Origin of the sequence: Burkholderia stabilis, assembly GCF_001742165.1 — a bacterium.
Taxonomy (GTDB): Bacteria; Pseudomonadota; Gammaproteobacteria; order Burkholderiales; family Burkholderiaceae; genus Burkholderia; species Burkholderia stabilis.
In genome coordinates, this window is record NZ_CP016442.1 from 3,097,557 (window position 1) to 3,110,966 (window position 13,410).

Sequence of the window (13,410 nt, forward strand, 5' to 3'; positions counted from 1 at the left end):
CTGGAATGTCGCCGGCGCTTCGCGCGCCGGCCAGCCGGTCGTTTTAGCACAGCGGCTGCGGGCTGTCGCGCCGGCGGCGCGCGTTCCTGGCCGCCGCGTATTCAAGTTGTAAGCCTCGTTGCCGTAAATAAAAGGGCAACCGTTTGCGCGCGGCCGGCCGTTCGTGCGCATCGACATCGACAACAAGGCACGCAGATGAGCAGAATGAGTTTGAACCGCAAGCTGTGGCTCGCGCTTGCGCTGGTATGGATCGGTCTCCTGGGCGTCGGCGCATGGAGCGCCTACGAGACGCGCGCGACGATGCTCGCCGAACGCAAGGCCGGCATCGCGAATCTCGTCGACTCGGCGGCCGGCATCGTGAAGGCGTATCACGCGCTCGCGCAGAGCGGCACGCTGCCCGAGGCCGACGCGAAGCGCGATGCGCTCGCGAGCCTCGCGGCGATGCGCTACGGCGATTCGGGCTACGTGTTCGTGATGGACTCGAAGCCGGTCGTGCTGATGCACCCGACGCTGCCGAAGCTGGTCGGCACGCAGGTCGGCGACTATCTCGATCCGGACGGCAAGCCGCTGTTCGTCACGATCCTGAACGCGGCGAAGGCGACCGGCAGCGGTTTCGCCGAGTATCGCGGGCGGCTGCCGCACAGCGAGACCGCCGTGCCGAAGATCAGCTATGTCACGCGTTTCACGCCGTGGGACTGGAACATCTCGAGCGGCGTCTTCCTGAAGGACATCGACACCATCTACTACCGGACGCTGCTCGGCCACCTCGCGGTCGTGTTCGTGATCGGCTTCGTGATCAGCGCGGCGATGCTGGTGATCATCCGCAACGTGCGCGGCAGCCTCGGCGGCGAGCCCGACGAAGCGGCCGCGCTCGCGACGCGCATCGCGCAGGGCGACCTGACGCAGCCGGTGCCGGTGCGCGCGGGCGACCGCACGAGCATGATGGCGGCGATGCGCGACATGCAGGCGCGGCTGCAGGCGACGATCGGCGGGATTCGCCAGTCGGCCGAATCGATCGCGTCGGCGAGCCGCGAGATCTCGGCCGGCAACGACGACCTGTCGCAGCGCACCGAGGAGCAGGCCGCGTCGCTGGAAGAAACGGCCGCGAGCATGGAGCAGCTGACCGCGACGGTGAAGCAGAACGCGGACAACGCGCGGCAGGCGAGCGGGCTCGCGAACAGCGCGTCGGACATCGCGCGTACCGGGAGCGACGTCGTGAACCGCGTGATCGGCACGATGGGCGAGATCGACGACAGCTCGCGCAAGATCGCCGACATCATCGGCGTGATCGAGGGCATCGCGTTCCAGACCAACATCCTCGCGTTGAACGCGGCGGTCGAGGCCGCCCGCGCGGGCGAGCAGGGCCGCGGCTTCGCGGTGGTCGCGGGCGAAGTGCGCTCGCTCGCGCAGCGCAGCGCGACGGCCGCGAAGGAGATCCGCGAGCTGATCGTCGACTCGGTCGAGCGCGTGCGCAACGGGTCGACGCTGGTCGGCCAGGCCGGCACGACGATGGGCGAGATCCTGCAGGCCGTCGCGCGCGTGACCGACATCATGGGCGAGATCGCGGCGGCATCCGAGGAGCAGGCGAGCGGCATTACGCAGGTCGGGCGCGCGGTCACGCAGATGGACCAGGTGACCCAGCAGAACGCGGCGCTCGTCGAGGAAGCCGCCGCAGCCGCCGCGTCGCTGCAGGAGCAGGCCGCGCGGCTGCGCGATGCGATCGGCGCGTTCCGGGTCGGCGATGCCGGCGGCCAGCCGTCGCGCCGGGCCGGCGGACGGGCGGTCGAACCCGCGTTCGGCGCGAAGGCGGCCGACGAAGCGGCGGTGGCGTGACACGGGGCGGCTGACACGGGGCGGCAAACGCGTATAACGACGCACAACGCAACTAACGGCCAAGTCTCGCCGCTTCCGCCAGCACCGCTGCGGTGCATACCCATATGAGCGGGATGTATTTCACTTCCCGCGGATCCTGTGACACCATTTGCCCCTTCCTGCGAGTCGGGGCATACCCGTATCGCGCCCCATTTCAAGTAAGCAAGAAAGCGAGAAACAGATGAAGCGTCGCAGTCTCCTGAAGGTATTTTCCGTGCTGGCCACCGGCGCAGCGCTGACGCTGTCGGCGGGCGCGCACGCCGAGGACAAGGTCATCAAGGTCGGCACGGTCGCCGGCCCGGATTCGGAAGTGTGGCAACTCGTGCAGAAGGTCGCGAAGGAGAAGGAAGGCCTGAACGTGAAGGTCATCGAGTTCAACGACTACGTGCAGCCGAACGCGGCGCTCGATTCGGGCGACCTCGACGCGAACAGCTTCCAGCACCAGCCCTACCTGGACAGCCAGGTGAAGCAGCGCGGCTACAAGCTCGTCAGCGCCGGCCTGACCTACATCTCGCCGATGGGCGTGTACTCGAAGAAGTTCAAGTCGCTGAAGGACCTGCCGCAAGGCGCGAAGCTCGCGGTGCCGAACGATCCGTCGAACGAGAACCGCGCGCTGCTGCTGCTGCAGACGCAAGGCGTGATCAAGCTGAAGTCGGGCGCCGGCACGGGCGGCAACAACGCGACGGTGCTCGACATCGCCGAGAACCCGAAGAAGCTGAAGATCTCCGAGCTCGACGCCGCGCAATTGCCGCGCGTGCTGTCGGACGTCGACGCGGCCGTGATCAACACGAACTACGCGATCGCCGCGAACCTGCAGCCGACCAAGGACGCAATCGCGCTCGAATCGCTGACGAGCCCGTACGCGAACCTGATCGCCGTGCGCTCGAAGGACAAGGATCAGCCGTGGGTGAAGAAGCTGGTCAAGGCGTACCAGTCGCCGGAAGTGAAGGAATTCATCAAGAAGCAGTTCAAGGGCTCGATGGTCGCGTCGTTCTGAGCGCCGCACCCGTCTTACCGCTGAACGCAAAGGGCCTGCATCGCGCAGGCCCTTTTTCATTGGCGCGGCCGGCGGACGGCCGCGCGACGCTTGGTGTTCAGCGCCGGCTCACATCTCGCCGCGCCGCGAGCAGATCGACATGATCTGCTGGATCGCGTAGTTGTCCCGCACGCCGGGCAGCGACTGCACGACGCATTCATGAAAGCGCCGCTCGCGCGGCAGCAGCATCGCGTTGTTGCGGTACAGCGCGTCGCAGGACCGCTGGATCAGTTGTGCCGCCGCGCCGTTGCGGCTTTCGCGCAGCGCGTTGAGCATGCAGTCGTCGTATTGCGCGCTGCCGTCGGTCAGCGCGAACGCCGCACCCGGCATCGTCAGCGCAGCGGACGCGAATGCGATTGCACGGAGCCCCCGTTTCATGTGCCCTCCGAAGGAGTGGATTGGGTCGGCCGACAGCATAACGTAAAGCCTCGACCGCGGCTGACGCGTTGCGCCGATGCCGGCAGGAGCCGCCGCCGGCCGGGCTTCGCGCGCGATTGAACGGCACCGGCAGGCGCGGCGATCCGGTGCGTTGCGCGAAAGCGCGGAGTCAGGCGGTGGTCTGCGGAAATGGTATCCTCGTGCGTTCGCCGCTGCACGCCTTCCCGGGGCGCGCGCGGGCCGATCGCCGCCGTCATGCGCGGCGGCGCCCGCATGACGGCGGCGGGAATCCATCATCCAGAACCGACACAATACGGGGGAGACTCACCCATGAAGTTCAAGACTTTCGCGATCCGTTCGATCACGGCCGGCGTGGCCGCACTCGTGCTGGCAGGCGCCGCGCACGCGCAGACCGTCAAGGTGCTGTCGATCGTCGACCATCCTGCGCTCGATGCGATCCGCGACGGCGTACGCGCCGAGCTGAAGGCGGAAGGTTACGGCGACGACAAGCTCAAGTGGGAATACCAGAGCGCGCAGGGCAATACGGGCACGGCCGCGCAGATCGCGCGCAAGTTCATCGGCGACCAGCCCGACGTGATCGTCGCGATCGCGACGCCGGCCGCTCAGGCGGTCGTCGCGTCGACGAAGAGCGTGCCGGTCGTCTATTCGGGCGTCACCGATCCGGTCGCCGCGCAGCTCGTGAAGGGCTGGGGCCCGTCGGGCACCAACGTGACGGGCGTGTCCGACAAGCTGCCGCTCGATCGCCAGGTCGCGCTGATCAAGCGCGTCGTGCCGAATGCGAAGACGGTCGGCATGGTCTACAACCCGGGCGAGGCGAACTCGGTCGTCGTCGTGAAGGAGCTCAAGGAGATCCTCGCGAAGCAGGGGATGACGCTGAAGGAAGCGGCCGCGCCGCGCACCGTCGACATCGGCCCGGCCGCGAAGAGCCTGATCGGCAAGGTCGACGTGATCTACACGAACACCGACAACAACGTCGTGTCCGCGTACGAAGCGCTCGTGAAGGTCGCGAACGAAGCGAAGATTCCGCTCGTCGCCGGCGACACCGACAGCGTGAAGCGCGGCGGCATCGCGGCGCTCGGCATCAACTACGGCGACCTCGGCCGCCAGACGGGCAAGGTCGTCGCGCGCATCCTGAAGGGCGAGAAGCCGGGCGCGATCGCGTCGGAGACGAGCAGCAACCTCGAGCTGTTCGTGAACACGGGCGCGGCCGCGAAGCAGGGCACGACGCTGTCGCCGGATCTCGTGAAGGAAGCGAAGACGGTCATCAAGTAAGCCGCGGCCGGCCCGACGCCGCGCTTGCAGGCCCGAACCGGGCCTGAACGAAACCGCCGGACGGGCGGCTCCCACCCGGGGCCGCCCGTTCGCTTCACCCGGCCGTACACGTCCGGCCGGGAAGCAACAGGATTTCCCCATCATGTCTCTGTTCTCGTTTATGGGCGCCCTGGAGATCGGACTGATCTTCAGTCTCGTCGCCCTCGGGGTGCTGATCTCGTTTCGCATCCTCAACTTCCCCGACCTCACCGTCGACGGCAGTTTTCCGCTCGGCGGCGCCGTTGCCGCGACGCTGATCTCGGCCGGCTACGACCCGTTCAGCTCGACCTGCATCGCGATCGTCGCGGGCGCGGTGGCCGGCTTCATCACGGGCTGGCTCAACGTACGCCTGAAGATCATGGATCTGCTCGCCAGCATCCTGATGATGATCGCGCTGTATTCGGTGAACCTGCGGATCATGGGGCGGCCGAACGTGCCGCTCATCACCGAGCCGACGATCTTCACCGTGCTGCAGCCCGACTGGATGCCCGACTACATGCTGCGCCCGGCGCTGCTCGCGATCGTCGTCGTGGTCGCGAAGCTCGGCCTCGACTGGTTCTTCTCGTCGCAGCTCGGCCTCGCGATGCGCGCGACCGGCGCGAACCCGCGGATGGCGCGTGCGCAAGGCATCGCGACCGGCCGCGCGACGCTCGCCGGGATGGCGCTGTCGAACGCGCTCGTTGCGCTCGCAGGCGCCTTGTTCGCGCAGACGCAGGGCGGCGCGGACATCTCGATGGGGATCGGCACGATCGTGATCGGGCTGGCCGCCGTGATCATCGGCGAGACGCTGCTGCCCGCGCGCCGGCTCGTGCTGACGACGCTCGCCGTCGTGCTCGGTGCGATCGTCTACCGCTTCTTCATCGCGCTCGCGCTGAACAGCGAATTCATCGGCCTGAAGGCGCAGGATCTGAACCTCGTGACGGCCGCGCTCGTCACGATCGCGCTGGTGCTGCCGGCGACGCGCAAGAAGCTGTTCGCGCGCAAGAACGGAGGGGCATGACATGCTGTCCGCACAAGACCTGAAACTCACGTTCAATCCCGGCACGCCGATCGAGACGCGCGCACTGCGCGGGCTGTCGCTCGAGATTCCCGACGGCCAGTTCGTCGCGGTGATCGGCTCGAACGGCGCCGGCAAGTCGACTTTCCTGAATGCGGTCAGCGGCGACCAGCGCGTCGATTCGGGGCGGATCTCGATCGACGGCGCGGACGTCACGCGTCAGCCGGCGTGGGACCGCGCGCACCTCGTTGCGCGCGTGTTCCAGGATCCGATGGCCGGCACCTGCGAGGCGCTGACGATCGAGGAGAACATGGCGCTCGCGACGGCGCGCGGCGTGCGGCGCGGCTTCCGGGCCGCACTCGACCGGCCGTCGCGCGAGCTGTTCCGCGACAAGCTGCGGCTCCTGAACCTCGGCCTGGAAAACCGGCTGACCGACCGGATCGGGCTGCTGTCGGGCGGCCAGCGGCAGGCCGTGAGCCTGCTGATGGCGTCGCTGCGGCCGTCGCGGATCCTGCTGCTCGACGAGCACACGGCCGCGCTCGACCCGAAGACGGCCGCGTTCGTGCTGGAGCTGACCGCACGCATCGTCGCCGAGAGCAAGCTGACGACGATGATGGTCACGCACAGCATGCGGCAGGCGCTCGACTACGGCGACCGCACGGTGATGCTGCACCAGGGGCAGGTCGTGCTCGACGTGTCGGGCGACGCGCGCCGCGGGCTCGACGTGCCGGATCTGCTGCAGATGTTCGAGAAGGTGCGTCACGAGCAGCTCGACGACGACGCGTTGCTGCTCGGTTGACGGACGGCGCGCGGGCCGGCGCGGTGCGGGGTGTCGCATCGCGCCGGTTTGCGTGACGGTCCGGCCAGGCGATTCGGTTCGTGTGCGTCGCATCGGGCCGGATGGTCGTGACGGGCGTTGGGGCGGCATGATCCGGCCGCGCTCCGTCCGGCGGGCCGGCTTTCCTCCTGTTTTCCTCTGACAAAAACCGGTTTCGCACCGGTGCTGTGCGACGCGAGCGCATTGCCATATACTGTATATCCATACAGTTGTGGGTGGCGTCATGCTCGCATCCTCCATTTCTCCCGAATCCCTTCATCCGTCCCTTTGGCGCGGCTCCCAGCTCGCGCGCGGCGGCCCGCGCACGGTCGAGACCGGCTTTGCGCCGCTGTCTACCGAGCTGCCGGGCGGCGGCTGGCCGATCGGCGGGCTCGTCGAACTGCTGGCCGCGCAGCCTGGCTGCGGCGAGATGCGGCTGCTCGCGCCTGCGCTCGCACGCACCGTCAGCGCGCGGCGCCCGCTCGCGCTCGTCGCGCCGCCGCAATCGCCGCATGCGACCGCGCTCGCCAGTCTCGGCGTGCCGGCCGATGCGCTGCTGTGGCTGCGCGCCGGTAGCCGCACCGATGCGTTGTGGGCCGCCGAGCAGGCGCTCAAGACCGGCTGTTGCGGCGCGCTGCTGCTCTGGCAGGACGCGCGGCCCGACGCACTGCGGCGCTTGCATCTCGCGGCCGCGCGCACGGGCGACACGCTGTTCGTGATGCTGCGCCCGCTGTCGGCCGCACGGCAGCCGTCGCCGGCCGTGCTGCGCGTTGCGCTGTATCCCGTGCCGGGCGGCGTGTCGCTCGATATCGTCAAGCGTCGCGGGCCCGCGCGCGGCGAGCCGCTCGTGCTCGACCTGCCGTCGCCCATCGTGGAGAGCCGCTATGCGCGTCTTGCTCGGCATCCATCTGCCGCGCCTGCCGCTCGACGTGTGCGCCCCGCCGCCGTCTGACGGCGCGGCGGACGACGCAGACGACGCAGGCTGCGCGGTGCTCGAGCAAGGCATCGTGCTGATCGCCGATGCGGCCGCGCGCCGGCACGGCGTGCGCGCGGGCATGAAGCGCGGCGGCGTGCTGACGCTCGCGCCCGAGACGCAGCTCGTCGAACGCGATCCCGCGCGCGAGGCCGATGCGCTGCGCGCGGTCGCGCTCGCGTTGCTGCGCTTCTCGCCGTGTGTCGCGCTCGACGACGAAGCCACGCTGATCGTCGACGTCGGCCCGAGCCTGCGTCTGTTCGGCGGGCTGCCGTCGCTGTGCCGGCAGGTGCGCACGACGCTCGCGGCGCTTGGTTATGCGGCGCGCCTGTCCGCCGCGCCGACCGGGCACGGTGCGTGGCTGCTCGCACGCATGTCGGCGCGCGCGCACGTCCGGCGCCGCGTGGCCGGCCACGCGGCGCTCGTCCGCTCGCTCGACAGGCTGCCCTGCGTGTTGTTGCCCGATGCGCGTCCGTATGCGGGCTGGTTCGACGGCCTGGGTTGCCGCACGCTCGCCGATCTGCGCAACTTGCCGCGTGCGGGGCTGCAGCGCCGCTGCGGCCCCGCGCTGCTGGCCGCGCTCGATCGCGCGTACGGCGATGCGGTCGAGCCGCTTGCGTGGATGGCGGTGCCGCCCGTGTTCGACGTGCGGCTGGAATTGCCGGAGCGTGTCGAATACGCGGAAGCCGTGCTGTTCGCCGCGCGGCGGCTCGTCGTGCAGCTGTGCGGCTGGCTGGCCGCGCGGCAACTCTCGCTGGCCGCGATGACGTTCGATCTCGAGCACGAGCGCGGCCGCCAGGCCGTGCCGCCGACGCCGCTCGAACTCGCATTCGCCGCACCCGTGCGCGACGAGGCGCACTTCATGCGGCTGCTCGGCGAGCGGCTCGCGCGTGTCGAACTGCCGGCCGCGGTGATCGCGGTGCGCCTGAAGGCCACGCGTGTCGAATCGGTCGCACCGCCGGCCGACGATCTCTTTCCCGAGCCGGGCGGTACGCGCGAGACGCGTGCGCGGCTGTTCGAGCTGCTGGTCGCGCGGCTTGGCGCGGAGAACGTGCTGCGCGCGGCGCCCGTCGCCGATTACCGGCCCGAGGCCGCGAACCGCTGGCTGCCGCTCGATGCGCAGGCCGGCAAGCAGGCCGGTGGTCCGCCGGCCACGCCGCCGCGTCCCGCGTGGCTGCTGGCCGAGCCGCTGCCGCTGTTGATGCGTGAGAACCGGCCGGTGTTTCATACGCCGCTGAGGATGATGTCGTCGCCGGAGCGGATCGAGGCCGGGTGGTTTGACGGTCAGCTTGCCGAGCGCGATTACTACGTGGCGCAGGACGAAGAGGGCGCGTGCTACTGGGTGTTCAGGGAGCGGACGAGCAGCCAGGCTGACCCGCACTGGTTTTTGCACGGTCTGTTCGGGTGAGCCGCGATGGTTTCGGAATTCAGTTTGCTGCCCGATTACGCGGAGTTGTTCTGCCGCTCGAATTTCTCGTTCCTGCATGGTGCGTCGCACGCGGAGGAGTTGGTCGCGCGCGCGGTGGAACTTCACTACCGCGGGATCGCGATTACCGACGAATGCTCGCTCGCAGGCGCGCCGCGCATGCATGTCGCGGCGAAGGCGAAAGGGCTGCCGCTCATCATCGGTTCGTACTTCGAGGTGACGCCGGACGATGTTCCGCCCGGCCATGATCCGGGCCCCGGTGCGTTCGGGCTCGTGCTGCTCGCGCAGAACCGCGAGGGCTACGGCAACCTGTCCGAGCTGATTTCGTGGCGGCGGATGGAAGCGCCGAAGGGGACTTACACGCTGACGTCGCACATGCTGTCGAGGCCGCCCGAAGCGTTCGCGCACCTGCGCGGCATGCCCGACTGCTTCGCGATTCTCGTGCCCGCGTATCCGGTGCGCGCCGATGTACTCGATGCGCAGGTCGCGTGGTTTCGTGCGACGTTCGGCGAGCGGGCTCGGCTCGGGCTCGTGCAATTGCAGCGCGCGCTGGATGGCGTGCAGCGCGAGGAGATTCGCGAGGCGGGCGAGCGGCGCGGCGTGCGTGTTGTTGCGCTCGGCGACGTGACGATGCACAAGCGTTCGTGCAAGGGGCTGCAGGACGTGATGACGGCGATTCGCGTCGGGATGCCGGTGTCGGAGTGCGGGTATGCGCTTGCGCCGAATGCGGAGCAGCATCTGCGTTCGCGCGGGCGGATCGCGAAGCTTTTTTCGTCGGAGGAGATTGCGGAGACGTGTGCGATTCTCGACGCGTGTCATTTCGCACTCGATTCGCTGCGCTACGAGTATCCCGACGAGATCGTGCCGAAGGGGCTCACGCCGACGAGCTACCTCAAGCAGGAGACTCAGGACGGCGCACTGCGACGTTACTCCGGAAAGGTGCCCGAGCACGTGCAGGAGCGGATCGACTACGAGCTAAGGCTGATCGAGAAACTACATTACGAACCGTTCTTCCTGACCGTCTACGACATCGTCAAATATGCGCGCAGCCGGAACATCCTGTGTCAGGGTCGAGGCTCGGCGGCGAACTCGGTCGTCTGTTATTGCCTGGGCATCACCGAGGTGAATCCCGAGCAGAGCACGATGCTGTTCGAGCGTTTCATCAGCGAGGAGCGCGGTGAGCCGCCCGACATCGACGTATATAGCCCCCTTTTTTCTACCGATGAGCCGAATGCTTGCCTGTTAGCCTTTTGCCTTGGTACTTCACCACCTTAGATGAATCGGTAGATATACGGAATCAATCGGGATAGCGCGAAAGAGCATCGTTTTCCAGGGCGTTGGCGCACACAGTGCGCTCGGATGTCTGAGGGATGCCCTGTTCGATGGAAATGTTCTGCATCGGTTGTACATCTCATGGCCACATTGCCTCTCTCGTTGCCGGCATATGCCGAGCTCTTCTGCTTATCGAACTTCACTTTCTTGGAAGGGGCTTCGCATGCGGAGGAGCTGGTCAAGCGAGCCGCTCAACTGGGTTACTCTGGGATTGCCATCACAGACGAATGCTCTTTGGCGGGGGTTGTCCGGGCGCATGTAGCTGCCAAGGATCTAAATTTTCCGTTGGTCATCGGGTCATACTTCAAGTTGACTCAAGCCGATTCGTCGCCTGCCCTTGACCTGATCTTGCTTGCCCAGAACCGCGAAGGGTACGGCAATCTGTCCGAGCTCATCACGCTGGCACTCATGCGATCACCCAAAGGTGGATATCGCCTCACGCCACAGGACCTCTCGAAACCGGAGAAGGCGCATGCCCATCTGAGAGGCATGCCAGGATGCCTCGCGATCTTGATCCCCAAGTTCCCCGCGAAGCCGGAAGCGCTGGACGCTCAAGTTGAGTGGCTGTTGGAGACGTTCCCAGGGCGTGCATGGGTCGGCCTATGTCTGCATCAGCGCGCAATGGACAATCCCCATGCTGGTGTTGTCGAGCACATAGCGTATGGCAACGGTGTCCCAGTAGTTGCGGTCGGGCATGTAACCATGCATGTCCGTTCCAGGAAGCCGCTGCAGGACACAATGACGGCGATCCGTATAGGCAAGCCCGTCGCAGAATGCGGCTATGAGCTTGCACCGAATGCCGAGCAGCATCTGCGGTCGCGGATGCGCTTGGCGCATCTCCATCATCCAAACGCGTTAAACGAGACGGTCGCGATTCTTTCACGTTGCGGGTTCTCGCTCGATGAGTTGCGTTACGAGTACCCCGATGAACTAGTGCCGGCTGGGCTCACACCAACTGAATATCTGCGGCAGGAAACATACATTGGAGCGCATCGTCGCTTCTCGAGCGGCATCCCTCTCAACGTGCAGACGCAGCTCGAACATGAGCTCGAACTCATCACGGATTTGAGCTATGAGCCATATTTTTTGACGGTGTACGACATCGTCAAATTTGCGCGCAGCGAAGGAATTCTTTGTCAGGGACGTGGGTCAGCAGCCAATTCTGCGGTCTGTTATTGCCTTGGCATAACGGAGGTGGACCCTGCGCGATCGACGATGCTGTTTGAACGATTTATCAGCCGGGAACGCAATAGTCCACCCGACATAGATGTCGATTTCGAGCATCAAAAAAGAGAAATCGTTATGCAATACATCTATCGAAAGTATGGACGTGACCGCGCAGCTATCGCTGCTGCTGTATCGACATACCGTGCGCGAGGTGTGCTGCGGGACGTAGGGAAAGCAGTCGGTGTTGATGCTCAGATTGTCGATCGAGTTGCCAAGGCGCACCACTGGTTCGACGGCACGGCAGATTTGCTCGAGCGATTTTCAGAGTCAGGGCTGGATCCATCGGCACCCATCATTCAAACTTGGGCATCGCTGGCCGCGCAGCTGCATGGTTTTCCTCGACATCTTTCCCAGCACTCCGGTGGCTTTGTGATCAGTCGAGGCAAGTTGTCACGCCTTGTACCGATCGAGAACGCGGCAATGCAGGACCGTAGCGTGATTCAGTGGGATAAGGATGACCTTGAGTCGCTCGGGTTGCTCAAAGTGGATGTGTTGGCGTTGGGAATGCTGAGCGTCATTCGCCGTGCGCTTGACCTCATATCCCTGCACCGTGGTGAACCGTTTGAGATGCAGGATATCCCGTCAGAGGATCCGGAGACGTATGACATGATCTCTAACGCGGATACGATTGGCGTATTTCAGATCGAGTCGAGAGCGCAACAGTCGATGTTGCCACGATTGAAGCCACGGACGTTCTACGACCTCGTGATTGAGGTGGCGATCGTGCGTCCTGGTCCGATTCAAGGTGGTGCTGTCCATCCGTATTTGAAGCGACGTCAAGGAATAGATCCGGTTAGCTATCCGAGCAAGGATCTGGAAACAGCACTAGCTCGAACGCTCGGCGTGCCGATTTTCCAGGAACAAGTGATGCAGGTCGCAATTCTCGCGGCCGGTTTTTCTCCCGGTGAGGCCGACGGACTACGGCGCGCGATGGCAGCCTGGAAGCGCAAAGGCGGGCTGGAGCCCTATCACGATCGCCTAGTGAGTGGCATGTTGATACGAGGCTACGAAAGAGAATTTGCAGAAGCGATCTTTGCTCAGATAAAGGGGTTTGCCGACTATGGCTTCCCGGAAAGCCATGCGGCAAGCTTTGCGTTGCTTGTCTATGTCAGCAGCTGGTTGAAATGTCACGAGCCAGAGGCGTTTCTTGTATCGTTACTGAATAGCCAGCCAATGGGGTTCTACTCGCCCTCACAGCTTATCCAGGACGCGAAACGTCATGGGGTTACGGTCTTGCCTGCAGATGTCGCGATCAGCAACTGGGAGTCGTCTCTGGAATATCCAGAGGTGGATGGGCGTCCAGTTGTTCGGCTTGGCCTCTCTCTTCTGCATGGGATGCGAGCGGAGGCGGCTGATCGCATTGAAATGGCCCGAGCTGTTGAGCCTTTTTCGTCAACGATTGATCTGGCTCGGCGGGCTCAGCTGGATCGACACGATTTGCATGTTCTGGCTCGATCCGATGCACTTGTGTCGCTGGCTGGCGGTCGTCGAAGTGCGCTGTGGGAATCCGTTGTCGCTGCTCCGGACAAGGATCTGCTTGCTTCAGCAAATGTGGTTGATGAAACACCTGATCTCGGATGGGCATCCGAAGGGGACGAGATACAGAGTGACTACCAGTCTATGGGGCTGACGCTGCGACGACACCCCCTAGCGTTGCTGCGTCCGATGCTACATGCGAGGAAGCTCATGCCGGCCGCTACGTTAAACACCTACCCAAACGGAAGGCTCGCGCGTGCATGTGGGTTGGTCACCGTACGACAGCGGCCGGGAACTGCGAAAGGCGTAATCTTCGTCACGCTTGAGGACGAAACCGGAAACGTGAACGTTATTATCTGGCCGAAGTTGATGGAGATGCAGCGTAAGGAAGTCCTTGGTGCTCGGCTGCTAGCGGCGTTGGGCGTTTGGCAAAGTGTTGACGGGGTGCAACATCTGGTTGCCAAGCGTCTGGTGGATCTCTCCCATCTTCTAGGCGAGTTGCCGACGGTCAGTCGTAACTTTCACTAGAGAGAAATCAAGGAGG

The 13,410-nt window shown here is 65.3% G+C and carries 9 protein-coding genes and 1 pseudogene; 9 read left to right on the forward strand and 1 reads right to left on the reverse strand.

Features of this window, described 5'->3' with window-relative positions; translation table 11 throughout:
• Positions 1 to 195 precede the first annotated feature (195 nt).
• Both BBJ41_RS14465 and BBJ41_RS14470 read left to right on the forward strand, forming a co-directional pair.
• Positions 196 to 1,833 carry a methyl-accepting chemotaxis protein gene (locus BBJ41_RS14465; protein ID WP_069746961.1) on the forward strand — a complete coding sequence of 546 codons (1,638 nt, stop codon included), beginning with the start codon at positions 196 to 198 and terminating at the stop codon, positions 1,831 to 1,833.
• A gap of 220 nt (positions 1,834 to 2,053) precedes the next feature.
• Positions 2,054 to 2,869 (forward strand): MetQ/NlpA family ABC transporter substrate-binding protein, encoded by an 816-nt coding sequence (locus tag BBJ41_RS14470; protein ID WP_069746962.1) that lies wholly within the window; start codon positions 2,054 to 2,056, stop codon positions 2,867 to 2,869.
• Between the two features lie 108 nt (positions 2,870 to 2,977).
• Here the strand turns inward: BBJ41_RS14470 and BBJ41_RS14475 are convergent, their stop codons facing one another.
• Positions 2,978 to 3,286 carry a VF_A0006 family four-cysteine protein gene (locus BBJ41_RS14475; RefSeq protein ID WP_069746963.1) on the reverse strand — a complete coding sequence of 103 codons (309 nt, stop codon included), beginning with the start codon at positions 3,284 to 3,286 and terminating at the stop codon, positions 2,978 to 2,980.
• A gap of 330 nt (positions 3,287 to 3,616) precedes the next feature.
• Between BBJ41_RS14475 and BBJ41_RS14480 the strand changes: the two genes are divergently transcribed.
• From BBJ41_RS14480 to BBJ41_RS14510, 7 genes and pseudogenes are all read left to right on the forward strand, one after another.
• Entirely contained in the window at positions 3,617 to 4,579 is a 963-nt protein-coding gene (locus BBJ41_RS14480; protein WP_069746964.1) for an ABC transporter substrate-binding protein, read from the forward strand.
• Positions 4,580 to 4,721: 142 nt separating this feature from the next.
• On the forward strand, positions 4,722 to 5,618 hold the full coding sequence (locus tag BBJ41_RS14485) for an ABC transporter permease (RefSeq protein WP_069746965.1): 897 nt from the start codon (positions 4,722 to 4,724) through the stop codon (positions 5,616 to 5,618).
• A 1-nt stretch (position 5,619) separates the two neighbouring features.
• Positions 5,620 to 6,414, forward strand: a complete 795-nt coding sequence (locus BBJ41_RS14490; RefSeq protein WP_069746966.1) for an ABC transporter ATP-binding protein — start codon at positions 5,620 to 5,622, stop codon at positions 6,412 to 6,414.
• Positions 6,415 to 6,676: 262 nt separating this feature from the next.
• Entirely contained in the window at positions 6,677 to 7,384 is a 708-nt protein-coding gene (imuA, locus tag BBJ41_RS14495; RefSeq protein ID WP_069746967.1) for a translesion DNA synthesis-associated protein ImuA, read from the forward strand.
• Entirely contained in the window at positions 7,317 to 8,813 is a 1,497-nt protein-coding gene (locus BBJ41_RS14500; RefSeq protein ID WP_069746968.1) for a Y-family DNA polymerase, read from the forward strand. Before imuA ends, BBJ41_RS14500 begins: the two co-directional genes overlap by 68 nt.
• A 6-nt stretch (positions 8,814 to 8,819) precedes the next feature.
• Positions 8,820 to 10,031 (forward strand): annotated as a pseudogene (locus tag BBJ41_RS14505) (PHP domain-containing protein); the annotation flags it as partial.
• Between the two features lie 213 nt (positions 10,032 to 10,244).
• Positions 10,245 to 13,394 (forward strand): error-prone DNA polymerase, encoded by a 3,150-nt coding sequence (locus BBJ41_RS14510; RefSeq protein ID WP_069746970.1) that lies wholly within the window; start codon positions 10,245 to 10,247, stop codon positions 13,392 to 13,394.
• The last annotated feature ends 16 nt before the right edge of the window (positions 13,395 to 13,410 follow it).